The following is a 24,951-nucleotide window of genomic DNA, read 5'->3' on the forward strand; positions in this document are numbered from 1 at the left end:
GAGCCTTTAGGGGCTCTTATTTTTGTGGGGAAAATGCATAGCCCATATATGAATTTATATTAAAAAGGTGAGAGGAACAAAACAATGGCATTTCAAACAGAGAGCACAGGGATCAGTCCATTTGAAAAGAAAATATGGCTTTCCAGCCCGACCATGCACGGTCCGGAGCTGGAATATGTGACAGAGGCGTATAAGACAAACTGGATGTCTACGGTGGGCGAGAATATAAATGAGGTCGAGAGACTTGCATGTGAAAAAATCGGATGTGGATATGCAGTCGGGCTCTCTGCCGGAACCGCCGCCCTACATATGGCGGTAAAGCTTGCAGGGGTAAAGGCGGGAGACAGGGTGTTCTGTTCGGATATGACATTTGACGCCACAGTGAACCCGGTTGCATATGAAGGAGGTATCCCTGTGTTCATTGACACAGAATATGATACATGGAATATGGATCCCGCAGCTTTGGAGAAGGCGTTTGCGCTTTATCCGGATGTGAAGGTTGTAGTGATTGCTCATCTCTATGGAACACCGGGAAAAATTGATGAGTTGAAGGAAATATGCGACAGACACGGAGCGGTGATCATTGAAGACGCGGCTGAGTCGCTGGGAGCGGAATATAAAGGGAAACAGACCGGGAGCTTCGGGCGGTATAACTGTATTTCCTTCAACGGCAACAAAATTATTACAGGCTCTTCCGGCGGAATGTTATTGACAGATGACAAAGAAGCGGCAGACAAAGTGAGAAAGTGGTCCACTCAGTCCCGGGAAAACGCGCCCTGGTATCAGCACGAGGAGCTGGGCTATAACTACAGGATGAGTAATGTGATTGCCGGGGTTGTACGAGGGCAGTTCCCCTATCTGGAGGAGCATATCGAGCAGAAAAAAGCCATCTATGAGAGATACCGGGAGGGCTTTAAAGACCTTCCGGTTGTGATGAATCCCTATGACGCAGAGAACAGCGAGCCTAACTTCTGGCTCAGCTGCATGCTGATCAAGCCGGAGGGAATGTGCCGGCAGGTAAGAGGAGAGCAGGAGGCAATCTATATAAGCGAACCGGGGAAATCCTGTCCGACAGAGATTCTGGAAACACTTGCAGAATATAATGCCGAGGGAAGACCTATCTGGAAGCCAATGCATATGCAGCCGATTTACCGGATGAATGGATTTGTCACAAGGGAGGGTAATGGAAGAGCAGTGACCAATGCGTATATTGCCGGCGGTGCTCTTGGAAAGGACGGCAGGCCGCTGGACGTGGGAATGGATATCTTCCAGAGAGGGCTGTGTCTGCCCAGTGACAATAAGATGACGGCGGCGGAGCAGGAGCAAGTGATTGAGATTGTGAAGAGATGTTTTGAGTAAAATGAAGTATTTGGAAGAGAGTTTTTAAAAATGGGGAATAGGCATAAACCATACGGACCATATGAAAAATACATAAAACGTCCAATTGATTTTTTGTGTGCTCTTGCAGCTATTGTGGTTTTCAGCTGGCTTTATATTATTGTGGCTGTCCTTGTAAGGCTGAAATTGGGAAGTCCGGTTCTCTTTACGCAGGAGCGCCCGGGAAAAGACGGGAAAATATTCAAATTATATAAGTTTAGAACAATGACAGATGAAAAAGATAAAAATGGGAAGCTCCTGCCGGATGAGGTTAGGCTGACTAAATTTGGAAGACTGCTCAGAGCTACAAGCCTGGATGAACTTCCTGAAGCTTTTAACATATTGAAGGGGGATAGAGGTATAATAGGGACAACCAAGAGAAACATTGATTTTTCAAGCGTTGTCACGGCATAAGTCAGCCCCGTTCTTAGGTTTTGTGCGAATTGGGTAGAATAGCGGTTGAGAACGGTGAAAAGTCAAAATGGCTTCTTGATTGCTTATTTTGACCCAATCTGATAAGCGTACAAAATTTGATAAGGAGGTTGACTTAGCCGAGGCATGGTAGCTTTACCATTCTCGGCTAATTGTCGTGTTATAGCTCAGATATGAACCTGTTAATTTAGATGATATTGAATGCGAAAGGTAGAAAAAAGAGATGTTGATTAATCCGTTTAAACACAAAATTTGGCTGTCATCGCCCACGATGCACGGTGACGAATTGAAGTACGTTACCGAAGCGTATGAAACAAACTGGATGTCCACGGTAGGAAAGAATATTAACGAAGTAGAGCGATTGATTGCTGAAAGAATAGGTGTCCGATATGCAGTCGCATTATCGGCAGGAACGGCATCTCTCCATCTTGCCATGAAGCTTGCCGGAGAAGCCATGTATGGTCAGCCGGAAATTGGAAAAGGTGCACTGAGCAATAAGAAAATTTTCTGTTCCGATGTCACTTTCGATGCCACGGTGAACCCGGTTGTCTATGAGGGTGGTATCCCTGTTTTCATTGATACCGAGCGTGACACCTGGAATATGGACCCGGTGGCGCTGGAAAAGGCATTTGAGATTTACCCGGATGTCAAGGTGATTGTAGTAGCTCATCTGTATGGAACACCGGGCAAGATTGATGAAATTAAGAAGATAGCAACTGCCCACGGAGCTGTGATCGTTGAAGATGCAGCGGAGTCCCTGGGTGCTACATATAAAGGAAAAGAAACTGGCAGCGTTGGCGATTACGGCTGCATCAGTTTCAATGGAAATAAGATCATTACCGGTTCGTCCGGCGGGATGTTCCTCACTGATTCTAAAGCGGATGCCGAGAAGGTACGCAAGTGGTCAACCCAAAGCCGAGAAGCAGCGCCGTGGTATCAGCATGAGGAGCTGGGCTATAACTACCGCATGAGCAATGTGATTGCCGGAGTTGTGCGTGGGCAGATTCCATATTTGGAAGAACACATTGCGCAGAAGAAAGACATCTATATGCGCTACAAGGAAGGCTTGAAAGACCTTCCGGTGCAGATGAATCCTTACGATGTGAAGAACAGCGAACCTAATTTCTGGCTGAGCTGTATGTTGATCGACAAGGATGCCATGTGCCAGCAGGTTCGTGGGGAACAGAAAGCACTCTACATCAGCGAACCGGGCAAGAGTTGCCCGACAGAGATTCTGGAAACTTTGGCGAAGTATAATGCGGAAGGTCGTCCGATCTGGAAGCCGATGCACGAACAGCCAATCTTCCGAATGAATCCGTTTATCACAATAGAAGGCAATGGCAGAGCCAAGACCAATGCCTATATCGAAGGTGGTAGTGAGGATGTGGGCATGGATATATTCGAGAGAGGTCTGTGCCTGCCAAGTGATAACAAGATGACTGCTGAGGAGCAGAATGTTGTAATTGAAATTATCAGAAGATGTTTTGAGTAAAAGAGGGAAAGTATATGAACAATCAGCATAAACCATACGGGCCATATGAGAAATATTTCAAGAGAGTGCTTGATGTATTTTGTGGTCTTGCGGCGTTGCTTGTATTCTGGTGGCTTTATATTATCGTAGCGGTTTTAGTCAGAATTAAATTGGGTAGCCCGGTGTTGTTTAAGCAGGAACGTCCGGGGAAAAACGAGGAGATATTTAAGCTATATAAATTCCGTACTATGACGGATACACGAGACGAAAACGGAAATCTTTTGCCGGATGAGGTTCGTCTAACGAAATTTGGAAGAGCATTGAGGACAACCAGTCTGGATGAATTGCCTGAAGTTTTTAATATTTTGAAGGGCGAGATGAGCCTGGTGGGACCCCGCCCGCTGACGATACAATACTTGCCCTATTACAGCGAAGAAGAACGACACCGCCATGATGTCAGACCAGGGCTTAGTGGTTTAGCTCAGGTAAATGGTAGAAACTTTATTGATTGGGATCATCGGCTCGCATTTGACGTTCAATATGTAAAGAAAATCACATTTATTGGCGATTTGCGCATTATTCTTCAAACGGCTCTAAAGTTCGTTAAGAAAGAGGACATTGCGGTAGATACCAATAAAGTCGAACCTAATTTCGCTGAGGAAAGACGCTTAAAAATGCAAGTAAAGTAAGGGAGATATTTATGAACATTTTGATACTGAGTGCGGGAACTCGAAATAAAATTGTCCAATATTTTGTAAAGACTTTGAATGGAACCGGGAAAGTCATTGCGACAGATATGAGTAATTTAGCTCCCGCTATCTATGAAGCTGATAAATACTATATTGTTCCGAAGATGACTGCACCTGAGTATCTGGATGTAGTGTTGGATATTTGTAAGAAGGAAGAAATTACTGGTGTGCTTTCACTGATTGACCCGGAGCTTTCCCTTCTGGCAGAAAATAGAGAAAAATTTGAAGCCATAGGTACGACTGTAATTGGTTCGTCTTATGCGCTTTGTGAAATGTCTTTGGACAAGTTCCAGATGTATAGATGGTTGGAAACACACAGATACCGGTGCGCCAAATCCTATATGGATAAGGAAGCTTTCTTTGCGGATGTTGACGCTGGGGTGATTACCTATCCTGTGTTTGTAAAACCGGCAAGAGGCAGTGCCAGCATCTCTATCTCCAAGGTTTATGACCGGGAGACGGTTGAATTGTTGTTTGCCCATGAGGATGGCCTGATGATTCAGGAGTTCCTGGATGGACAGGAAATCGGTGCGGATGTGTATATTGATATGGTGTCTCACGAAGTGGTATCCATCTTCACAAAGAAAAAGTTGAAAATGCGTGCCGGTGAGACAGATAAGGCAGTTTCTTTTAAGGATGAAAAGTTGTTCGCTCTGATTGAACGGTTTGTCAAGGATGCAGGCTACAATGGTCAGATCGACATCGACATTTTTGACGTGAATGACGAGTATTACATTTCTGAGGTCAATCCCCGCTTTGGCGGTGGGTATCCTCATGCATTTGAGAGCGGCGCAGATCATATGAAGCTTATCATTAATAATCTTGATGGAAAGGTGAATGAGTGTTCCATTGGAGAGTATAACGATGACATATATATGATGAAGTATAATGAGGTCATGTTTAAGAGGGGATAAGTGATGAATATTCTATTTCTTTCGATAGGAGACATACCGAGTATAAAACATAGAGAAATATATCCGGATTTAATGAGAGAGTTTATCAAAAATAATCATAACGTTTATGTGATCTGCTCCAGAGAGAAGCGAAATAATTTAGCCACCGAATTTGTAGAGGAAGATGGAGCAAAACTTGTTAAAGTAAAGATTGGGAACATTACAAAAACAAATTTAATTGAGAAAGGTGTATCAACTCTTCTTGTAAGTATTCAATATAAGTTAGCTATAAAAAAATTTTTCCCTGATGTACAGTTTGATTTGATCATGTACTCAACTCCTCCTATTACTTTAGTTGATTGTATTGAATATGTGAAGAAAAGGGATGACGCTAAAACATATTTGCTTTTAAAGGACATTTTTCCGCAAAATGCAGTGGATCTTGGTATGTTTACTCAAACAGGACTTAAATCTGCTATATATAAATATTTTAGAAATAAAGAGTCTAAGATATACAGAATATCTGATCATATTGGATGTATGAGTCAAGCTAACGTTGAATATGTGCTTAAGCATAATTCCGAATTGGATGAAAATATTGTTGAAGTATGTCCAAACAGTGTCGATGTTGTTGATATGAGTGTTGATGCAAAAACACGTGAGAACATTAGAAAAAAATATGATATTCCGACTAACAAAAAGATATTAATTTATGGAGGAAATCTTGGAAAACCTCAAGGAATTGATTTTTTGATAGAGTGCTTAAAAAGCCAATATAATAGGGATGATGTGTATTTTTTGATTGTCGGTGACGGTACTGAGTTCGGAAAACTCGAGAGTTATATGAAAGCTGAAAAGCCGATGAATGTAAAATTGATGAAAAGACTTCCAAAGGATGACTATGACACCATGGTAGCTGCATGTGATGTTGGAATGATTTTTCTGGATTATAGATTCACAATTCCTAATTTTCCATCACGACTTTTGGCATATATGCAAGCAAAAATCCCGGTATTGGCATGTACTGATCCTAATACAGATATTGGAAAGGTGATTACTGAAGGTGGCTTTGGTTGGTGGTGTGAGAGTAATTCTATTCAGGAATTTACGAAAATAGTAGATTGCATATGTTCAGCAGACCTTAAAGCCTTAGGAGATAATGCATATCGGGTATTGAATGAAAAGTATTCTGTTAGCGAGAGCTACAACACTATAGTAAACCATTTCTAATAAGAGCAGCGCTTGACGATAAACAGTATTGCAAAATAAAAGGAAGGTAAAAACAATGTCTTTGTATGAAAATTTAATTTCGGGAAAAGAGAAGCTTTCATTGATCGGTTTAGGCTATGTCGGAATGCCCCTTGCTGTCGCCTTTGCCGAGCACAACATTAAGGTGATCGGGTTTGACTTGAACAGCAAAAAAATCGAATTGTATAAATCCGGCATCGATCCTACACACGAAGTGGGGGACGAGGCAATCAAAGCATCGACAGTGGAGTTCACATGCGATGAGGCTAAGCTGAAAGAAGCAAAATTCCATATCGTAGCTGTACCGACGCCTGTCAATGTTGACCATACTCCTGACTTGGTTCCGGTAGAAGGTGCATCAACGATTGTGGGACGCAATCTGACCAAAGGCTCCGTTGTGGTATACGAATCTACAGTATATCCCGGTGTGACAGAAGATGTATGTGTTCCGATTCTGGAAAAAGAGTCCGGTTTAAAGTGTGGAGTTGATTTCAAAATCGGATATTCTCCGGAACGAATCAATCCCGGTGATAAGGTACATCGTTTGGAAACTATCAAAAAGATCGTTTCCGGTATGGATGAAGAGACTTGCGATATCATTTCCGATGTTTATAATATTGTCATTAAGGCTGGGACCCATAAGGTCAGCAGTATCAAAACTGCAGAAGCAGTAAAAGTGGTGGAAAATAGTCAGAGAGACATTAACATTGCATTTATGAATGAATTGGCAATGGTTTTCGATCGAATGGGAATTGATACTGCTGAAGTGGTTGATGGTATGAATACGAAATGGAATGCGCTTGGTTTTCGTCCTGGTCTGGTTGGCGGTCATTGCATTGGTGTTGACCCCTACTATTTCACCTATGAAGCAGAAAAGCTTGGGTATCATAGCCAGATTATTCTCAACGGGCGTATTGTCAATGACGGCATGGGTGCCTTTGTTGCCGATGCAACGATCAAGCAGCTTGTACTTGCAGGCAAAGCGCCTCGCAGTTGCAAGGTTGTTGTTTTGGGAATCACATTCAAGGAGAATTGCCCTGACACCAGAAATTCCAAGGTAAACGATGTTCTCAAAAAGTTACAGGAATATGGTATTGAGCCGCTTGTTATTGACCCTGTGGCCTGCGCGGAAGATGCAGAGCGCGAATATGGAGTAAAACTGGTCAATTTTGATGATGTGCATGATGCGGATTGTGTCATCATGGCTGTTGCGCACAATGAATTTAAAGCTATGGGAATAGAAGGCGTTGCCAAGCTTTTCGGCAGCGTGGATGTAAACAGCAAGGTACTTATTGATGTAAAGAGCTTGTTTGATAGAAAAAAAGTTGACCAGGCAGGATATCGTTATTGGCGGCTGTAATACTATAAAAATAAATATAAGGAGCGGCAATGATAGAAGAAATTCGAATTTGTATTACACAGGCTTTTATTAAAATATTCGGTAAGAATACTCGGATTAGTGATAGACAGTATAATCAGATACTTTATCGCCTGCGTACGGGGAAAAAAGCCAACTTGGATTGCCCTAAGACCTTTAACGAGCATATACTTGCGCGAAAGGTTTTTATGAACGAGGACGATCTTACACGGTATACCGATAAATATGAAGTCAGATTTTACGTCGGAAAGGTAATCGGGTCACAATTTCTGGTTAAAAATTTTGGCGTTTGGGAAAATCCAGAAGAAATCTCTTTTGACAAACTTCCACAACAATATGTCTTGAAAGCAACGCATGGATCAGGATGGAATATCATTGTGCGCAATGGTCAAAAAGTTGATGCAATGGAAATCATTCCAAAACTGAAGGGTTTTCTGAAGGAAAATTATTACACATATGGTCGTGAAAAAAACTATCGTTTAATCAAGCCGAGAATTGTCTGCGAAGAATTCATTGAGGGCGTTTCCGGCAGAAGTATTATTGATTTCAAGGTTTTCTGCTTTGGCGGCTGCGCAAAATTTTATTCGGTTACATACTTTGAAAACGGAAAACAGCACTTCAATATCTTTGACCTGTCAGACGGATGCCTGGAGATAAGGGATCGGTATGAAAAGGTGAACTGCGCCTGTCTGCCCCCGAATATTGACGAGATCATCCATCTGGCACAGAAGCTTGCGAAGCCGTTCGACTTTGTCAGAGTTGATTTTTATATCGCAAAGCAGGGAATTTTCTTTTCTGAGCTTACATTCCATTCAGGCGGAGGGATACGCCCTATTAAGCCGATGGAATTTGATTATAAGTTGGGAAGGTATTTTGATACGATAGGGGGTTCATAAATGAGGCTGCTGCTACTTACACATTGCTTTTATCCATCTCAGAAAAGAGGCGGTCCCACTGTCAGTATGACGAATATGGCAAAGTTTGCTGCCGAATTTATGGATGTTTCGGTGGTGACAATCGGATATGATTCCGACGGAACCAAATATAAAGGGATTAATGAAGGGAAGAACTCCATTTTCGGATGTGATGTATACTATCTGCAAAACAATAGGATGGCAGACTTCTCTGAAATGATTCAAAACATAAATCCCGATGTGATATACATCAGCAGTTTGTTTAGCTGGCAATACTGTGTACCGGCTCTGCGAATTGCAAAAAAGAAAAAAATCAGAACGATTCTTGCACCAAGAGGAGAGTTGATGCCTTCGGCATTCAGCATGAAGCATTTTAGAAAAATACTTTATGTGAACTTTTTGAAATGCTTGGGATTATTTCGCAATGTTGAAATTCATGCAACTTCGAGTGATGAATGCAATGAGGTTAAGAAGTTTCTTCCTCATGTAAAGATTTTCACTGTGCAGAATTTGCCTATGGTTTCTGCGCTTGTTTCTCAATACATAAAAAAGTCAGTGGGACAACTTGAGGTTGCGTTTGTCGGAAGAATCCATCCAATTAAGAATCTGGATGTTGCTTTGAGCATATTAAAGAATATTCGCGGAAATGTTACCATGTATGTTTACGGTTCATGTGAAGTTCCAGAGTATTATAGTAAATGTAAGGAGATTGCGGATTCTTTACCAGAGAATATTCAGGTTCGTTTTGAAGGCAATGTGCCGCATGACAGCATACCGCAGATTCTTTCAGGTTATCATGTCTTGCTGTCGCCAACGCAGAGCGAGAATTTTGGACAAGCCATCGTTGAAATGCTGATGCAGCACCGACCGGTCGTTATCAGTACAAATACGCCGTGGCGTGAACTAGCGCCTAATCGTGCAGGATATGATATTGCGTTAGATCAGTTAGAAACGTTTGCCGAGGCAATCAATGGTTTTGTGGATATGACTGACGCAGAATTCAGAGAATGGTGTGATGGTGCAGGAGCATATATCTCAGAAAGATTGAAATTAGGCGAGCTTGTTGTACAGTATCGTCAAATGTTGGTAGGAGAATAAATGATGAAACTGCTTTATATAGGAACGGTCAGTGAAAGTCAGGAATATGAGCGGATCGTTAGAGAATCCAAGGTAAAACCGTCAGTTGCACCGCAGGCATTTGAAACGGCATTTTTGAACGGAGTAAAAGCAAACGGAGTAAACGATGTTGAGTGTTTTGCCTTCCCTATGATTGCGTCTTTTCCAGGCAGTAAACTGCTGTATTGGAAAAAAAAGAAGCAAACACTAGAATGCGGTTTCTCTGCAACATGGATTCCATCCATCAATCTGCCGGTTCTCAAGATGATCAGTCAGGCATTTTCTTCTAAAAAAATGATTAGATCATGGCTGAAAAAACAGGAAAACCCGGAGGATGCCTGCATATTGATGTATTCCATCTATGCGCCGATTGCAAAGAATATCCTTCGTTTTGGAAAGAAATATCATTGTAAAACAGTGGTATTTGTTCCGGATTTGCCGGAACATATGTATGCTGCCAAGCGGGGATTGCAGGGAATCGGCGCCAGATACTATTATCACTTAGTCAAGAAGCTTCAATCTGAGTTTGACGGATATATCTATCTGACTGAAGAAATGAAAAACAGAATTTCTGCTGAGAAGCCATATATTGTTGTAGAGGGTCTGGCAGATGAGAGCCTGTTTGCTGCACCGACTAAGTTATCTGACTCTGCAAACTTGCCGATAATTATGTATGCCGGTACACTAAGCAAAAGATATGGGATTGCCGAGCTTGTGGAAGGGTTTCGGCAAACGAATCTTGATGTACAACTGCATATTTATGGCTATGGTGATTTTGTATCGGAATTGGAAAAACACATTCAAGCGGATGCTCGCATTCATTATAAAGGTAGAGTCAGCAGAGAGGTTATTTTGGAAAAAGAGAGAGCAGCAACACTGCTTGTGAACGTCAGGAATCCCAAAGATGATTTTACAGCATATTCCTTTCCCTCAAAAACAATAGAGTATATGTCATCAGGAACGCCGTTGCTTACTTCTCGTTTGCCGGGGATACCGCAGGCATATTTTGACTTCTGCTATTCTATTTCCGGGAATGATGTTGCCGAGATTAAATCTGCACTCGAAACAATTATGGGGTATTCGGATGAGGTTCGCCGAGACATGGGGCAGCGCGCAAGAGATTACATATACGAGAATAAGACGGCATTCAAACAGGCGGAGAGAGTACTGAATTTCATAGACCATTTCGAGGATTGATCAGAGTGTAATATCGCTTTTATAATCCGAAGCGGAGAACGACGCATTTTTATGCAGTGAAGGGAGAAAGACTGATGAAATATAAAAAACAAAAGTGGATTTGTATAGCGATAGGTCTTTTTCTATGTTTCCCATCGCTAAACTCTGCAATTGGCAGCATCATCAAGTTTTTTTTGGGTGCTCAGCTTAAGTTGGGAACATATGTAATTTATACGATATACTTTCTTGTGATGCTGTATGCGTTATATAAAAATATTCGCAGGATTTCGGTAAGCACCTTTGTAATCACAGTATTTATGATTATTTCATTTATACTGTCAAGTGCTCTGAATAATGTTACGCAATATGTATGGACTTCTTTCGGCGATATCATGGGAAATCCGATGTATTTGTTCCTGTTCTATGGATTTTTGGGACTGTACTTAGCGCAATATTTGAAAGATATGCACTTACTTTGTTTTTATTTGGATAAATTCACTCTAGCAACGATTATGTTGGCACTGGTTCAATACATTATCGCGCTGCAAAGCGATTTATCTCCGCAGTATATGGTTTTCTCGTACAACCTTCTGTTCCCAGCGACGTATTTTTCTTTGAGATGTATGTCAAATTTTAGCCTTAAAAGACTGCTTGGAACAGCAATCGGAGCTGGATTGATATTGATTGCCGGATGTCGCGGTGCACTTGTTTGTTATATGGTCGCGATTCTTTTATATGTCATTTTTTCAGGCGGTGTTTTCAGGATACGGAAGGTGGTATCGATTTTATTGTTGCTCCTTGCGATTGTTGTGATCAGTATTTTCTGGGATGAGATTTTAGATGTAGCGATAAAACTGCTTGAATCGATGAATATAGACAGTCGAACGCTCACAATGCTGTCAGAGCAGTCCTTTTTTGATGACAGCGGACGCTCTGACATTCAGAAAACAATCATGGATAACATTGGCTTTTTGCCCAAAGGGCTCTACTATGATCGCATTGTGGCAGATGGCAGCTATGCACACAATTTGTTCTTGGAGCTTGCAATACAGTATGGCATTCTCCTCGGAGGGGCGATTATAGTATGGTTGTGCTATCATGTGGTACGAAGTGCATTTGTGGCTAGAAAGAATCCGACAGCAAGCATTGTTTTGTATAGCCTGATTGCAAGCGGACTTATGAGACTGATGTTCTCTAGCAGTTATCTTTTGAACGAACCGGGGCTTTGGTTGCTTATCGGTTTGATATTAAATTTCTATAATGCAAAATACGCAAATTCGAGTGAACAGTCAGGAGAAGTATGTTTCAAAAAGTAAAAAGAGTGCTGAAATTGGCATATTATTGGAAAAAATATCATAAATTAGGGGTTCAATGGTCTGAAGGAGTTGAACTGGGGGGATTTTCAACTATCTTTGAAGGTTACAACAGGTTGGGGCGTAATACTTCGTTCACAGGCAGTATCGGTCGATACAGCTATATGGGAGCTGATTGTAAAATCAACGCCGATATTGGCCGCTATTGCTCCATTGCTTCGGATGTATGTACCGTCAACGGGCGTCACCCTACAACAGATTGGGTGAGTACGTCACCTGTGTTTTATTCCAATGACTGCCAATGTGGAATGTCATATGTTTCCGAAAAATTATTTGATGAGTCATCGCCAAAAACCATCATCGGAAATGATGTTTGGATTGGTGCCCGTGCAATGATTTTATCTGGAGTAAAGATTGGTGATGGAGCTGTTATAGCTGCTGGTGCGGTTGTGACAAAAGATGTTGAGCCCTATACGATTGTGGGCGGTGTGCCTGCAAAACCGATACGAAAGCGTTTCACAGATGAGCAAATTGATGCTTTAATCAAGCTGAAATGGTGGGAAAAAGATGATAAGTGGATGAGAGAACATGCCGCTATGTTCAGCCATATAGATAAATTGATCAAGGAGGAACGCCATGAAGGTCTGTGATGTTGTATTAAATTCAATCTGGTATGATCCCAGGGTTAGAAAACAGATTGTTGAATATAAAAATCAGGGTGTGGAGGTTAGCTGTGTAGGATATCGCTGCAATCGGTTTGACGGGGAGCAGGTCAAAAAGCTTCCGTGTCCTGCAAGCATCGTATCCATTGATAACAAATACGATGGAAAGCAAAAGGGAATCATAAGAAAAGTGATACGCGAAAGAAAAAAGAATCGGGTCGTCAAAGAAGCGATTCTTGCCTGTGCACCGGATGTGATTCATGCAAATGACTTGAATGCGTTGATTCCGGCGTATGCAGCTAGCAAAAAGCTGAAGTGCAAGCTGATTTATGATTCTCATGAAATCAATACAGACAATTATACAGGAAAGAAAAATCGTTTTCTAAGAGCGTATTATCAGGCTATGGAGAGTCGACTGGTACATAAAGTAGATTTAATGGTATCGGTGAGTCATGCTGCGTCGGACTATTTTGCAAAGGAATATCATATTCAAAAACCCATGGTGATAACGAATTGTGCGCTTGCAAGCGAGAATGTATCGCAGCCTGCTGAAAAAAATGAGGGATTTGAGGTATTGAATCACGGCGGCTTTTACGCCGGAAGAGGATATGATCTGATGGTAGAGGCGGCACCGTTGCTGAAAGAGTATCCTGAGATCAGATTGGCACTGCGTGGTTTTGGCAGCATTGAAAATCAGCTGCACAAGCGCGCAGAGGATTTGAATGCGACGAATGTTGTTTTCTATCCAAAGGTGAAAGTAGAAGATCTGATACCACTTGCGGCTGGTTCCATGGTAGGGGTTGCGATTACCGAGCCGATCTGTTTGAATTTCAAGCTGTCAGTTTCCAATAAACTTTTTGAATATGCGGCAGCAGGGTTGCCAGTAATTATGTCAGACATTCCTGAACATAGATATCTGAACGAAAAATATAATTTTGGTTTGATTCTTCCAGATAGTACACCAGAAGCTTTGGCTGAGGCGATTATAAAACTATATTCAGATAAAGATTTATATGACCAACTTGTGTCAAACTCAAAAAAAATGTCCCAAGAAATAAACTGGGAAAATGAATTTGGTAAACTAATAAGAGCCGAAAAAGAAATGATGGATACTCACTGATTTAAAAGACAGTTGAATGAAAGGACTGATAATTTGAGAAGAGAGAAAAATGAAATCAAATCTGGTGTAATACTTTCATATATACTCATTGTAGTAAATACGATATATGGCTTGTTAATTACACCGTTCATTTTAAATTATGTTGGAGATACTGCCTATGGAGTGTATAAATCCGTAGCTTCTATAAGTGCATCGTTGGCGGTCATGGACTTAGGTCTTGGGACAACAATGACAAGATATATGGCGCGGTATAACGCCACAAGAGACAAAGAAAATGCTGAGAATTTCATAGGTATGGTTTTTGTTCAGTTTCTTTTTCTTTTAGCAGTGATTGTGTTAATCGGCATATGTATCCTTTTCTTTTTGCCTGAGTTATATGACAATACTTTTTCTGCTAATGAATTAGTTCTTGCCAGAGAATTGTTGGCAATTTTGCTTCTCAATATGATTCTGCGCCTTTTTGAGAATCTCCTGTTTGGAATTCTTAACGGATACGAACGTTTTACATTTTCAAATGGGTTTAAATTAATTAACGTAATCCTTAAATTCACTTTGATACTGATAGTCCTTCCATTTGTTAAGGATATAAAAATGGTTGTACTGTTGGAAACCGTACTTGTAACCGTAACAATACTTATCTTTATTGTTTATATTAGATCGCGATTGAAAATAACACCAAGATTGAAGAAATGGGATACCTTACTGTTTAAGGAATCCTTTGGATATACCGTTCTGATGTTTATACAATCTATTACCGTTCAGTTTAATGGTAATGTTGACAATGTATTGGTTGGCGCACTTCAGGGAGCTTCATTTGTTACAGTGTATTCAATGGCACTGACCATTTTCGGAATGTACGAGAATCTATCTGGTTCCGTAGCAAATATTATGCTTCCGAAGGTTACGAAGCAGGTGGTGGCAGGTAATTCCAATTCCCAGTTGCAGATATCTGTTGAAAAAGCGGGACGTTTCCAGTTTTTCTTACTTGCCGCCGCCCTTGGTGGATTTGTCTGCCTTGGCAAGGATTTTTATAAACTGTGGCTAGGTAATGCGTTTTCAGATTGCTATTATTTGGCACTTATACTAATCATTCCTGTCACCTTTCCTATGATACAGAATGTAGCACTCTCAATATTGAGAGCTGAAAATAAAATGGCTTACAGGACAGTCACATTGTCTGTTTCCTGCGTATGCAATGTCGTCATTACATTTATTGGCATCAAATTTTGGGGGTATTGGGGAGCTGCTATAGGGACATCCGGTGCTACTCTTCTGAATCTTTTGATGATGAATATATATTATCATAAAAAGCTCGGTTTTAAGATACTACGGATGTTTGCAAATATTATGCAAGGTACTTTACCAGCAGCCCTAATAGCAACCATAGTTACAGGGATTATCCATTACTTTTTTTATGGAACATGGATCAGTTTTATATTTAATGTTCTAGTTTACTTGGCTGTTTATGGAATTTCTCTTTTTCTGTTCGGAATGAAAGAGGATGAGAAAAAAGCCATATTTGGTCGTTTTGCGAGGAAAGTAAAATGAGAATAGGGATACTTACATTTCATAGAAGCGTGAATAATGGTGCGGTGATGCAGTGTTATGCCCTAAGTAAAAGACTCCAGCATGACTTCCCAGAGGATTCAGTTGAGGTAATAGATTATCATATGCCGAAGGTTCAGAAGAATTATTCAGCTTCTTTATATCATTACTTCCAAGGAAGCTCACCAATTGTAGTTGCAAAAAGGGCTTACCATTTACTTCGTAATCCAAGGCTTCTGAGTAATTTGAAAAAGAGAAACAGCATTTTTAATGAGTCTGTAAACAGGCTACCATTATCATCCATAAGTATATTTGAAGATGGCGAAGAGGAAGTCTTTGATTATATCAATGACAATTACGATGTTTTAGTCGTTGGAAGCGATGCCGTATGGAATTATGTGATACGTGGATTTCCTAACGCATATTTTCCTGATGAACGGGTTAAATGCATCAAGCTAAGTTATGCTGCAAGTTGTTATGGTATGGAATTTTTAAAAGTTTCGGAAGAGCAGCGGAATCATATCGGTAAGATACTCGATTTGTTTAGCTTCATTGGGATCAGGGACTCGGCTACTGAGGATTTTGTTAAATGGAGCGGATGTAACAAAGTGCCAGTTCATACCTGTGATCCTACTGTATTACTTGATGTTGATGATCTCCCTATTGATAAGGATAGATTAAAACAGAAATTAATTAGTAGGGGGTTCGACTTTGACAGGTTGAGTATTGGTGTGATGGGAACAGAAAAGATGGTCAGTATGATCCGGAAATTATATGGCAGGCAGTATCAGATTGTAGCCTTATATAATGATACGAAAGGTGCGGATGTTCAGCTATTTGATATAGAGCCATATGAATGGGCTTATGTGTTCCGTTTGTTTAAAATTACATTCACTACCTATTTTCATGGAACGCTTCTGTCTTTAAGAAATGGTGTGCCAGTAATATGTATAGCACTGGATACTGAATTTTCCAAGAATCATATTCCGAAAACGCTGGATGTTTTAAAACGTCTTGGATACGAAGATTGGTATTTTAATACAGATTATATTTCTAAGGAGATAGATGCAATCAAGGAAAAAGCCGATTACCTTATTAGAGAGGACAAGAGTGAAGAAATTAGAGATAGACTTGATACAGAAGCAGACAGTTATAGACAATTGAAGTATGTAATTGACAAAATCAAAAATACCAGGGGGATATGAATATCTAATTCCCTGCATTGTATACATTTTTTGAACATTGGGACACATGATACAAGTTTTTGCCTAAATGATATAGCATTAGGCATTAGTCGAGAGAGAAGATGCATGGCTTATGGATGTACACTACTTTTACTTGGCCTTAATCCCGATGAAAAGAGAGGTATCCTATAGGTAAAATGATTATGAAAGAAGAAGGAGACTAATTGAAATGATCAATGTAATTGGACTTGGCTATATCGGACTTCCCACAGCGTTGATGTTGGCATCACATGGAATAGAAGTTGTGGGAACAGACTATAACAAAGAATTGGTTGAAACATTGAGGGCTGGACACACTACATTTAAGGAAGATGGGTTGGATGAGTTGTTTCAGGACGCACTCAACGCTGGAATCAAGTTCAGTGCCGAGTATCAGGTAACGGATACATATATTGTTTCCGTTCCTACCCCTTATGATAAGTTCAGTAAGAAAGTTGATGCCTGCTATGTAGTTGCTGCTGTGAAGAGTGTGCTTGAAGTAGCACCCAAAGGTGCCATCATTGTTGTAGAGTCTACAGTTTCTCCTGGCACTATGGAGAAGTTTGTGCGTCCAGCTGTAGAAGAAGCAGGATTCGTGATTGGAGAAGATATTCATCTGGTTCATGCCCCAGAGAGAATTATCCCGGGAAATATGGTGTATGAGCTTCTCCATAACAACCGCACGATTGGTGCTGATGAGAGGGTTATTGGAGAAAAAATCAAAGAAGTGTATTCTTCTTTCTGTCAGGGGGAAATCGTAGTTACAGATATTAAGACTGCGGAGATGACAAAAGTTGTAGAAAACACATTCCGTGCTGTTAATATCGCTTTTGCTAATGAATTGGCGCGAATTTGCAGACACGATAATATGGATGTTTATGAGATCATCAGAATCTGTAATATGCATCCTCGTGTAAATATCCTTCAACCGGGTCCTGGTGTTGGTGGACACTGCATTTCTGTGGATCCTTGGTTCCTTGTAGGCGACTATCCGAGCCTTGCTAAGGTTATTGATGAGTCGATGAAAACCAATGACTCTCAGCCTGATTTCGTATTAAATCGTATCTACGAGATTATGAAGGAAAAAGGCATGACGGATGTTAAGCGTGTCGGTCTTTATGGCCTTACATACAAAGAGAATGTAGATGATATGAGGGAGTCTCCCACATTACAGCTACTTGAATCTCAAGAAAGGCATCTTGCGACAGGATTGAAGGTTTATGATCCGTTTATTACAAAAGACGTGGTCGATAATCAATACCATAATTTGAACGAGTTTCTGGCTGATATTGATATGGTTGTCATCATGGTTAAGCATAACGAGATTAAGGATAATGTAGAGAAACTCAAAGATAAAGTGATTCTGGATTGCCATAATATTATAAAACTTCCTGGCGTATATCACATCTAATAAGCACAGATATTAAAGATACAAAGTAGTAATAAGCTGTAAGAGGATAATCAGATGAAAAAAGTGATGTTGGTCTTTGGCACGAGGCCGGAAGCAATCAAAATGTGCCCACTTGTGAATGAACTGAAAAAGCGTTCAGGTATAAAGACGGTAGTATGTGTCACAGCCCAACATCGTCAGATGTTGGATCAGGTACTGGAGACATTTAATGTTGTACCAGACTATGACCTAGACATTATGAAAGACCGGCAGACGCTTTTTGATATTACGACAAATATTCTGAACGGGATAAAGTCAGTACTCGAAGAAGTTAAGCCCGATGTGGTTCTAGTTCATGGTGATACGAGCACCACTTTTGTGACGTCCCTTGCCTGTTTCTATCTTCAAATACCAGTAGGGCATGTGGAAGCCGGACTTCGCACTTATAATATCTATTCTCCGTATCCAGAAGAGTTCAACAGACAGGCTGTGGGAATCATCAGCAAGTATAACTTTGCCCCCACACAGCTTGCTGCTGATCATCTTATTAAAGAAGGTAAGGATCCAGATAGTATCTACGTAACAGGAAACACAGTTATTGATGCGATGCAGCATACGGTGAAGGAGGATTATACTCATCCAGAGCTTGAATGGGTTGGGGACGGAAAACTGATCTTTATAACAGCCCACAGACGCGAAAACCTTGGCGAGCCTATGCATCATATGTTTCGTGCCATCCGGCGTGTTTTGGACGAGCATCCGGAGTGCAAGGCGGTTTATCCGATTCACATGAATCCGGTGGTGCGTCGGGCCGCAGAAGAAGAACTGGGCGGTTGTGCTCAGATTCATATTATTGAACCCATAGAGGTGTTCGACTGTCACAATTTTGAAGCTAGAAGTTTTCTATGTTTGACCGATTCAGGTGGAATTCAGGAGGAATGTCCGAGTTATGGAGTACCGGTTCTTGTGATGAGAGACACCACTGAACGTCCGGAAGGCGTGGATGCCGGGACGCTGCGACTCGTAGGGACGGATGAAGAAACAATCTACAGGACGTTTAAGCTGCTGCTTGAGAATAAAGAAGAATACGAAACAATGTCTCACGCTTGTAATCCTTATGGAGATGGCCATGCGTGTGAAAGAATAGCAGATATATTGGAAGGTAAAGATTACCAGCCTTGGGTGGCTGAATAGTGGAGGAGTCAATATCATGCATATCACACAAGCATTCAAAAACAAAACCTTAGTAATTACCGGAGGAACCGGCTCATTCGGTTCTACCGTTTTAAAACATTTCTTAACCACCGACATCGGAGAAATCCGCATTATCAGCCGCGATGAGAAAAAGCAGGACTGGATGCGTCACACGCTGCAGGCACAATATCCGGACTATGCCGGAAAAGTGCAGTTCTATGTGGGAGACGTCCGCAATGTGGATTCCGTCCGTGACGTGATGTACGGAGCGAATTACGTATTTCATGCTGCGGCGCTGAAGGAAGTGCCCTCATGCGAGTTCTTCCCGATGGAGGCGGTCAGAACGAACATCATAGGAACTGACAACGTAATTACTGCGGCTGTGGAAAACCATGTAGAGCGTGTGGTATTCCTATCCACCGACAAAGCAGCCTATCCCATCAATACCATGGGTATGACTAAGGCGGTTGGCGAAAAGGTAGTGCAGGCCAGGGCGCAGAAAGCTTTTGAGCGTGGTGGCACCGTTCTTGCCTGCACCCGCTACGGCAATGTGATGTGCAGCAGAGGCTCCGTTATTCCGCTTTTCATTGATCAGATTAAGCGAAAGGCTCCGATCACCATTACCGACCCGAACATGACCCGATTCCTTATGAATCTGGACGAAGCCGTGGACCTTGTGGCCTTTGCTTTCGAACACGCCGAGCCAGGCGACCTGTTTGTACAGAAAGCAGATGCAAGCACAATCGGTGATCTCGCAAAAGGGGTTATGAAGGTATTCGGAGAAACTGAGTGTAAAATCATTGGTTCCCGCCACGGTGAAAAATTGTATGAGACGCTGGTAACCAGGGAAGAGATGCTGCGGTCTGTGGATATGGGACACTACTACCGGATTACTCCAGATGCCAGAGGGCTGAACTATGATAAGTTTTATGTGAAGGGCACGGTGACAACAGAGGGCGATGAGGCCTATACTTCACATAATACGAACCGTCTGGATGTGGATGGCGTGGTGAAGAAGATCATGGAAACAGACTATGTGAAGGAAGAACTGGAAGGAAGGCCGCATAGCGTGGAGGCGTAAAGCAGAACCATGGCAGATGTGGGATACATAAAACGGACACACGAACTGTTACACATAATTGCTTACAGAAACCTGCGTTAGATGGTACGATACGAATAAGGACGGGTTTATGTCGTACACACAGCCATGCGTGGAAGTGTTAAGAAAAAATTTGGTGTGCAAGAACTTCATAAACATACTAGGGGAATATAACTAGAAAAAATAAAGAAAGGTGCTAGTTTATGAACATTTTAGTAACCGGTGCAAAGGGCATGGTAGGAGCCGCCCTAGTAGCCAATCTGAAAAATATCAAAGAAGGAAAGAACCGGACAAGGTCAAACATACAGATCAATGAGATCTACGAATACGATCTGGATTCAACCCCAGAACAGTTAGACGCTTACTGCCGGTCTGCAGACTTCGTATTCAATCTGGCCGGTGTGAACCGTCCGAAAAATCCGGAAGATTTCATGAAGGGAAACTTCGGCTTTGCCAGTACGCTTCTGGATAACCTTAAGAAATATAACAATAAGGCCACCATCATGCTCTCAAGTTCGATTCAGGCAACCCTGTCAGGTCGTTTCGGCGATTCTGAGTATGGCCGCTCCAAGAAAGCCGGCGAGGAACTGTTTTTCCAGTATAGCCTGGAAACCGGAGCTAAAGTAGCTGTATACCGTTTCCCCAACCTGATGGGACACAGCCGTCCCAAGTATAATTCCGCAGTGTCCACCTTTTGCTGGGCGGTGGCCAATGATGAGGAATTCCATGTGAATGACCGGAGTACCGAACTGGAGCTACTCTATATTGACGATCTGGTGGAAGGCATGTTCGATCTATTGGAAGGAAAGGAAATTCACTGTGAATTTGACGGCGTAGAGACAGTGATCACAGAGACTGGTCGTTACTGCTGCGTACCGGTAACCCATAAAGTAACTCTCGGTGAGATTGTAGATCTGCTGGAGCAGTTTAAGGAGCAGCCGTCTACCCTGATGATGCCGAAGATGCCGGAGGGCTCTTTCGCGAAGAAACTTTACAGCTTGTATCTGACTTATCTTCCGAAGGAGAAGTTTAAATATCCTCTGAAAATGAATGTGGATGACAGAGGTTCTTTTACGGAGCTGGTACACACAGCCGACTGCGGCCAGGTCAGCATCAACATCAGCAAACCGGGCATTACCAAAGGCCAGCACTGGCATAATTCCAAGTGGGAGTTGTTTATTGTTGTGGCCGGGCATGGACTGATCCGTGAGAGGAATATCCATACAGGCGAGACCGTGGAGTTTGAAGTGTCAGGGGATAAGATTGAGGCGGTACATATGATTCCGGGCTGGACGCACAATATCATCAACCTGAGCGAGACGGAAAACCTAGTAACGGTGATGACCTGCAATGAGATTTTTAACCCGGAGCGGCCGGACACCTTTTTTGAACCGGTATAAGTGTGTAATCCAAAGAGCGGAGCGTGAGATAACATGAGTGAAATCAGAACAGACTATTCAAACATACATTTTAAAGATAACGGGAAGCTGAAGCTTCTCATCATTGTCGGTACCCGCCCGGAGATCATCCGCCTGGCGGCAGTGATCAATAAATGCCGGAAATATTTTGATGTGATTCTGGCCCACACGGGTCAGAACTATGATTACACCCTGAATGGGATCTTTTTCGACAATCTGAAGATCGCTAATCCGGAGGTCTATATGGACGCCGTAGGGGATGACCTTGGCGCGACGGTGGGGAATATCATCAACTGCGCCTATAAACTGATGGTGCAGATCAAGCCGGACGCGCTGCTGATCCTGGGGGATACCAATTCCTGCTTATCAGCCATTGCGGCAAAGCGCCTGCATATCCCGATTTTTCATATGGAAGCGGGAAACCGCTGTAAGGACGAGTGTTTGCCGGAGGAAACGAACCGGAGGATCGTGGATATCATTTCCGATGTGAACCTGGCGTATTCCGAGCATGCCAGGAAATATCTCCATGAGTGCGGACTGCCGAAGGAAAGAGTGTATGTAACGGGTAGCCCCATGGCAGAGGTGCTGCACCAGAACCTGGTAGAGATTGAAAAGTCGGATATTCTGGAAAAACTGGGACTGGAACCGCAAAAATATATTCTGCTGTCTGCCCACCGGGAAGAGAATATTGACACGGAAAAGAATTTCCTGAGCCTGTTCACAGCAATCAATAAGATGGCGGAAAAGTACGACATGCCGATCCTGTATTCCTGCCATCCGCGCTCACGGAACCGTCTGGCTGCTTCCGGATTTGAACTGGACCGGCGCGTGATCCAGCATGAGCCGCTGGGGTTCCATGATTACAACCATCTGCAGATGAACGCTTTTGCGGTGGTATCGGATTCCGGCACGCTGCCGGAGGAGAGCAGCTTCTTTACTTCTGTGGGGCATCCTTTCCCGGCGGTATGCATCCGGACAAGCACCGAGCGCCCCGAGGCCCTGGACAAAGCCTGCTTTATCTTGGCGGGGATAGACGAGAAAAGTTTGCTCCAGGCTGTGGATACCGCGGTTACGATGAATTTGAATGGGGATTATGGGATCCCCGTGCCGGATTATGTGGAGGAGAATGTAAGCACAAAGGTGGTAAAGATCATCCAGAGTTATACGGGTGTTGTGAATAAGATGGTGTGGAGAAAATTTTGAAACTATTTTAGCCGGACGAAAATCCGGCTTTTCTGGTTCTTCTAAATAACCTGGTGACAAAGAGACGCAAAGCCTTGTAAATATTGAAAGAATGAGGATTTTGAGATGAATACTTCTTAAAAAAGCGTATAGTAAACAGACCGGATAGGAGATACGCTCAAAAATCAGGTAAAAATGAGACTATTTGGGCAATGATTATCTTGAGCGTTTCTTGAAAAATTCCATTTCTTTAGATGATAATTTTGGCAAAACTTATGTGTTTTTGTCTGATGATAATCAGACAATCATAGGATACTATAATCTTGGGATGGGATATATTGAACAGTTTGATACCGGCATTACTCGGAAAATAGGTGGCGCTGTACATATTAACTGCTTTGCGCTGGATGAGAAGTATCATGGTTTAGTACAGGCGGTGACAGAAAAAGGTCTGAAGATTAATTTGTCAGATATTCTTCTTGATGACTGTATGAGCAGGATTGAAGAAATTCGGAGAAATCATCTTGACTTTATGTTTGTTACATTAAATTCAACCAAAGAAGGTTATAGTCTATATTTAAGAAATACTTATGGAAACTTTCTGGGATATATGCTATTCTATATTCAAAGCATTATATTTCCGGCAGTTTTTTTCTTTTGCGGCGTCTGCCGTGTCTGCAATTCTGATAAGAAGATCTAAAAGAAATCTCGATGCTTTTTATTCCCATCGACAAAGCAGAGAGGTTTCCTGAAAGCTATGTTCTGAAGCTTATGTTTTTGTTTTTACAGGCTGCCTCCTGCGATTCTTGAAAAAGGATGATTATTCCGGGGCTCTTTGAGCCACCTGTCCGGACTTTGAGAGCCACCGTTCCGGAGAATGAGAGCCACATATTCCGGCAATTCAGAGCCGCCGGCAGTCTACACAGTTGAAGAGCACCATGTGGCCGTGTATGCCGGAAAGGACAACCAGACGATCGTGAAGGCAGACCGGCCGAAGGAATTGCTCCGAAACAGCATCCTGACCCCCTCCCTGGCTGCAAGCATCTTGAATGCCAAGTATGTCAACGGACTTCCCTTATACCGGATCAGCCAGGAATTCCTGCGGAATGACATCCATATCTCCCGGCAGGTGACGGCAAACTGGGTGATCCAGTGTGCCGACCGGTATCTGGGGCCCCTTTATGATTATCTTCATAACAGGATGTACCGCTTCCATGTGCTGCAGGCCGATGAGACTCCGGTCAAGGTATCGAAAGATGGGCGTCCGGCGAATAGCAAGAGTTACATGTGGGTCTACCGGACGGGAAAGGGATATAAGGATACACCCATTATCCTGTATGAATACCAGAAGACCCGGAAAGCAGACCATCCGCGGGAATTCCTGAAAGGATTCACAGGAGTTGTCGTCTGCGATGGATACTCTGCCTACCGGAAGCTGGACCGGGAAACCGAAGCCATCGTCTTCGCAGGGTGCTGGACCCATGCGAGAAGGTATTTCGCCGATGCCCTGAAAGCACTGCCGAAAAAGGAGCATGAAGCAGCCAGGGATACGGTCGCTTATGAAGCGATCAAGCGGATTGGTGCGATCTATCATCTGGATAACCAGCTTGCCGGTCTGAAACCGGATGACCGCAGAAAGCAGCGGCAGATCAACCTCAAACCTCTGGTGGAGGCTTTCTTTGCGTGGGTAAAAGAGATCCAGATTTCCGGCCGTCTCTCTAAAGGGAAAACGCTGGAAGGAATCAACTATTGTATCAATCAGGAAGAGGCATTAAAAGTATTCCTGGATGACGGTGAAGTCCCGCTTGATAACAATGCAACAGAGGGGGCGCTGCGCAGCTTCTGCCTGCACAAACATGCATGGAAACTGATCGATAGTATCGATGGTGCGAAATCCAGTGCGATCGTCTACAGCATTACGGAAACAGCAAAGGCGAATCACCTGAATCCCTTCCGATATCTGGAACACGTCCTGACTGTGATGAAGGATCATCAGGAAGATACGTGTAAATAACGGTCGCTCGTGACACACTGCACGGTTTAACTGTACC

22 protein-coding genes are annotated in these 24,951 nt (G+C 42.6%); all 22 read left to right on the forward strand.

The annotated features are described in order from the left end of the window. The first annotated feature begins 84 nt into the window (after positions 1-84). The 22 genes from NI21_RS0110880 to NI21_RS0110985 all read left to right on the forward strand — a co-directional run bounded on the left by NI21_RS0110880 (position 85) and on the right by NI21_RS0110985 (position 24,914). Positions 85-1,359 carry a DegT/DnrJ/EryC1/StrS aminotransferase family protein gene (locus tag NI21_RS0110880; RefSeq protein WP_052084067.1) on the forward strand — a complete coding sequence of 425 codons (1,275 nt, stop codon included), beginning with the start codon at positions 85-87 and terminating at the stop codon, positions 1,357-1,359. A 30-nt stretch (positions 1,360-1,389) separates the two neighbouring features. Continuing rightward, positions 1,390-1,791, forward strand: a complete 402-nt coding sequence (locus tag NI21_RS0110885; protein ID WP_081958048.1) for a sugar transferase — start codon at positions 1,390-1,392, stop codon at positions 1,789-1,791. A gap of 241 nt (positions 1,792-2,032) precedes the next feature. Next, positions 2,033-3,301, forward strand: coding sequence for a DegT/DnrJ/EryC1/StrS aminotransferase family protein (locus NI21_RS0110890; protein ID WP_033126241.1), 1,269 nt, complete (start codon positions 2,033-2,035; stop codon positions 3,299-3,301). Between the two features lie 14 nt (positions 3,302-3,315). Further along, entirely contained in the window at positions 3,316-3,969 is a 654-nt protein-coding gene (locus tag NI21_RS0110895; RefSeq protein WP_033126242.1) for a sugar transferase, read from the forward strand. 11 nt (positions 3,970-3,980) lie between these two features. Next, positions 3,981-4,943, forward strand: a complete 963-nt coding sequence (locus NI21_RS0110900; RefSeq protein WP_033126243.1) for an ATP-grasp domain-containing protein — start codon at positions 3,981-3,983, stop codon at positions 4,941-4,943. Between the two features lie 3 nt (positions 4,944-4,946). Continuing rightward, positions 4,947-6,152, forward strand: a complete 1,206-nt coding sequence (locus NI21_RS0110905; protein WP_033126244.1) for a glycosyltransferase family 4 protein — start codon at positions 4,947-4,949, stop codon at positions 6,150-6,152. 55 nt (positions 6,153-6,207) lie between these two features. Continuing rightward, a complete protein-coding gene (locus tag NI21_RS0110910; protein ID WP_033126245.1) occupies positions 6,208-7,530 on the forward strand; it encodes a nucleotide sugar dehydrogenase in 1,323 nt (440 codons plus the stop codon). Positions 7,531-7,559: 29 nt separating this feature from the next. After that, complete coding sequence (locus NI21_RS0110915) at positions 7,560-8,444, forward strand: ATP-grasp fold amidoligase family protein (protein WP_033126246.1); 885 nt, start codon at positions 7,560-7,562, stop codon at positions 8,442-8,444. Further along, entirely contained in the window at positions 8,445-9,560 is a 1,116-nt protein-coding gene (locus tag NI21_RS0110920; protein WP_033126247.1) for a glycosyltransferase, read from the forward strand. Continuing rightward, positions 9,561-10,775, forward strand: coding sequence for a glycosyltransferase (locus tag NI21_RS16120; protein WP_052084068.1), 1,215 nt, complete (start codon positions 9,561-9,563; stop codon positions 10,773-10,775). Positions 10,776-10,849: 74 nt separating this feature from the next. Beyond that, positions 10,850-12,070 carry a hypothetical protein gene (locus NI21_RS0110930; RefSeq protein WP_033126248.1) on the forward strand — a complete coding sequence of 407 codons (1,221 nt, stop codon included), beginning with the start codon at positions 10,850-10,852 and terminating at the stop codon, positions 12,068-12,070. Further along, positions 12,055-12,717 carry a CatB-related O-acetyltransferase gene (locus tag NI21_RS17280; RefSeq protein WP_033126249.1) on the forward strand — a complete coding sequence of 221 codons (663 nt, stop codon included), beginning with the start codon at positions 12,055-12,057 and terminating at the stop codon, positions 12,715-12,717. The genes NI21_RS0110930 and NI21_RS17280 overlap by 16 nt, the downstream gene beginning before the upstream one ends. Beyond that, entirely contained in the window at positions 12,704-13,849 is a 1,146-nt protein-coding gene (locus NI21_RS0110940; protein WP_033126250.1) for a glycosyltransferase, read from the forward strand. The genes NI21_RS17280 and NI21_RS0110940 overlap by 14 nt, the downstream gene beginning before the upstream one ends. Positions 13,850-13,882: 33 nt before the next feature. Continuing rightward, a complete protein-coding gene (locus NI21_RS0110945) occupies positions 13,883-15,397 on the forward strand; it encodes an oligosaccharide flippase family protein (RefSeq protein WP_197052623.1) in 1,515 nt (504 codons plus the stop codon). Further along, complete coding sequence (locus NI21_RS0110950; RefSeq protein ID WP_033126252.1) at positions 15,394-16,599, forward strand: polysaccharide pyruvyl transferase family protein; 1,206 nt, start codon at positions 15,394-15,396, stop codon at positions 16,597-16,599. The genes NI21_RS0110945 and NI21_RS0110950 overlap by 4 nt, the downstream gene beginning before the upstream one ends. A 208-nt stretch (positions 16,600-16,807) precedes the next feature. After that, a complete protein-coding gene (locus NI21_RS0110955; protein WP_033126253.1) occupies positions 16,808-18,028 on the forward strand; it encodes a nucleotide sugar dehydrogenase in 1,221 nt (406 codons plus the stop codon). 54 nt (positions 18,029-18,082) lie between these two features. Continuing rightward, entirely contained in the window at positions 18,083-19,201 is a 1,119-nt protein-coding gene (gene wecB / locus NI21_RS0110960) for a non-hydrolyzing UDP-N-acetylglucosamine 2-epimerase (RefSeq protein ID WP_033126254.1), read from the forward strand. Positions 19,202-19,217: 16 nt separating this feature from the next. After that, complete coding sequence (locus tag NI21_RS0110965) at positions 19,218-20,282, forward strand: polysaccharide biosynthesis protein (protein WP_033126255.1); 1,065 nt, start codon at positions 19,218-19,220, stop codon at positions 20,280-20,282. A gap of 221 nt (positions 20,283-20,503) precedes the next feature. Next, complete coding sequence (locus NI21_RS0110970; RefSeq protein WP_033126256.1) at positions 20,504-21,700, forward strand: NAD-dependent epimerase/dehydratase family protein; 1,197 nt, start codon at positions 20,504-20,506, stop codon at positions 21,698-21,700. Positions 21,701-21,733: 33 nt separating this feature from the next. Then, positions 21,734-22,921: a non-hydrolyzing UDP-N-acetylglucosamine 2-epimerase gene (gene wecB, locus NI21_RS0110975; protein ID WP_033126257.1), complete on the forward strand. Its 1,188-nt coding sequence runs from the start codon at positions 21,734-21,736 to the stop codon at positions 22,919-22,921. A gap of 184 nt (positions 22,922-23,105) precedes the next feature. Then, positions 23,106-23,600: a hypothetical protein gene (locus NI21_RS0110980; protein WP_033126258.1), complete on the forward strand. Its 495-nt coding sequence runs from the start codon at positions 23,106-23,108 to the stop codon at positions 23,598-23,600. Positions 23,601-23,777: 177 nt separating this feature from the next. Next, positions 23,778-24,914 (forward strand): IS66 family transposase, encoded by a 1,137-nt coding sequence (locus tag NI21_RS0110985; RefSeq protein WP_242842849.1) that lies wholly within the window; start codon positions 23,778-23,780, stop codon positions 24,912-24,914. Positions 24,915-24,951 lie beyond the last annotated feature (37 nt).

The sequence above is a fragment of the Eubacterium sp. ER2 genome (assembly GCF_000765215.1).
Lineage (GTDB): Bacteria > Bacillota > Clostridia > Lachnospirales > Lachnospiraceae > Claveliimonas > Claveliimonas intestinigallinarum.

Coding starts and splice junctions, on each gene's coding strand:
- NI21_RS0110915 (WP_033126246.1), top strand. CDS start 7,560: ATGATAGAAGAAATTCGAATTTGTATTACACAGGCTTTTATTAAAATA.
- NI21_RS0110900 (WP_033126243.1), top strand. CDS start 3,981: ATGAACATTTTGATACTGAGTGCGGGAACTCGAAATAAAATTGTCCAA.
- NI21_RS17280 (WP_033126249.1), top strand. CDS start 12,055: ATGTTTCAAAAAGTAAAAAGAGTGCTGAAATTGGCATATTATTGGAAA.
- NI21_RS0110890 (WP_033126241.1), top strand. CDS start 2,033: ATGTTGATTAATCCGTTTAAACACAAAATTTGGCTGTCATCGCCCACG.
- NI21_RS16120 (WP_052084068.1), top strand. CDS start 9,561: ATGATGAAACTGCTTTATATAGGAACGGTCAGTGAAAGTCAGGAATAT.
- NI21_RS0110880 (WP_052084067.1), top strand. CDS start 85: ATGGCATTTCAAACAGAGAGCACAGGGATCAGTCCATTTGAAAAGAAA.
- NI21_RS0110930 (WP_033126248.1), top strand. CDS start 10,850: ATGAAATATAAAAAACAAAAGTGGATTTGTATAGCGATAGGTCTTTTT.
- NI21_RS0110965 (WP_033126255.1), top strand. CDS start 19,218: ATGCATATCACACAAGCATTCAAAAACAAAACCTTAGTAATTACCGGA.
- NI21_RS0110970 (WP_033126256.1), top strand. CDS start 20,504: ATGAACATTTTAGTAACCGGTGCAAAGGGCATGGTAGGAGCCGCCCTA.
- NI21_RS0110910 (WP_033126245.1), top strand. CDS start 6,208: ATGTCTTTGTATGAAAATTTAATTTCGGGAAAAGAGAAGCTTTCATTG.
- NI21_RS0110885 (WP_081958048.1), top strand. CDS start 1,390: ATGGGGAATAGGCATAAACCATACGGACCATATGAAAAATACATAAAA.
- NI21_RS0110955 (WP_033126253.1), top strand. CDS start 16,808: ATGATCAATGTAATTGGACTTGGCTATATCGGACTTCCCACAGCGTTG.
- wecB (WP_033126254.1), top strand. CDS start 18,083: ATGAAAAAAGTGATGTTGGTCTTTGGCACGAGGCCGGAAGCAATCAAA.
- NI21_RS0110905 (WP_033126244.1), top strand. CDS start 4,947: ATGAATATTCTATTTCTTTCGATAGGAGACATACCGAGTATAAAACAT.
- NI21_RS0110985 (WP_242842849.1), top strand. CDS start 23,778: ATGAGAGCCACATATTCCGGCAATTCAGAGCCGCCGGCAGTCTACACA.
- NI21_RS0110940 (WP_033126250.1), top strand. CDS start 12,704: ATGAAGGTCTGTGATGTTGTATTAAATTCAATCTGGTATGATCCCAGG.
- NI21_RS0110920 (WP_033126247.1), top strand. CDS start 8,445: ATGAGGCTGCTGCTACTTACACATTGCTTTTATCCATCTCAGAAAAGA.
- wecB (WP_033126257.1), top strand. CDS start 21,734: ATGAGTGAAATCAGAACAGACTATTCAAACATACATTTTAAAGATAAC.
- NI21_RS0110950 (WP_033126252.1), top strand. CDS start 15,394: ATGAGAATAGGGATACTTACATTTCATAGAAGCGTGAATAATGGTGCG.
- NI21_RS0110895 (WP_033126242.1), top strand. CDS start 3,316: ATGAACAATCAGCATAAACCATACGGGCCATATGAGAAATATTTCAAG.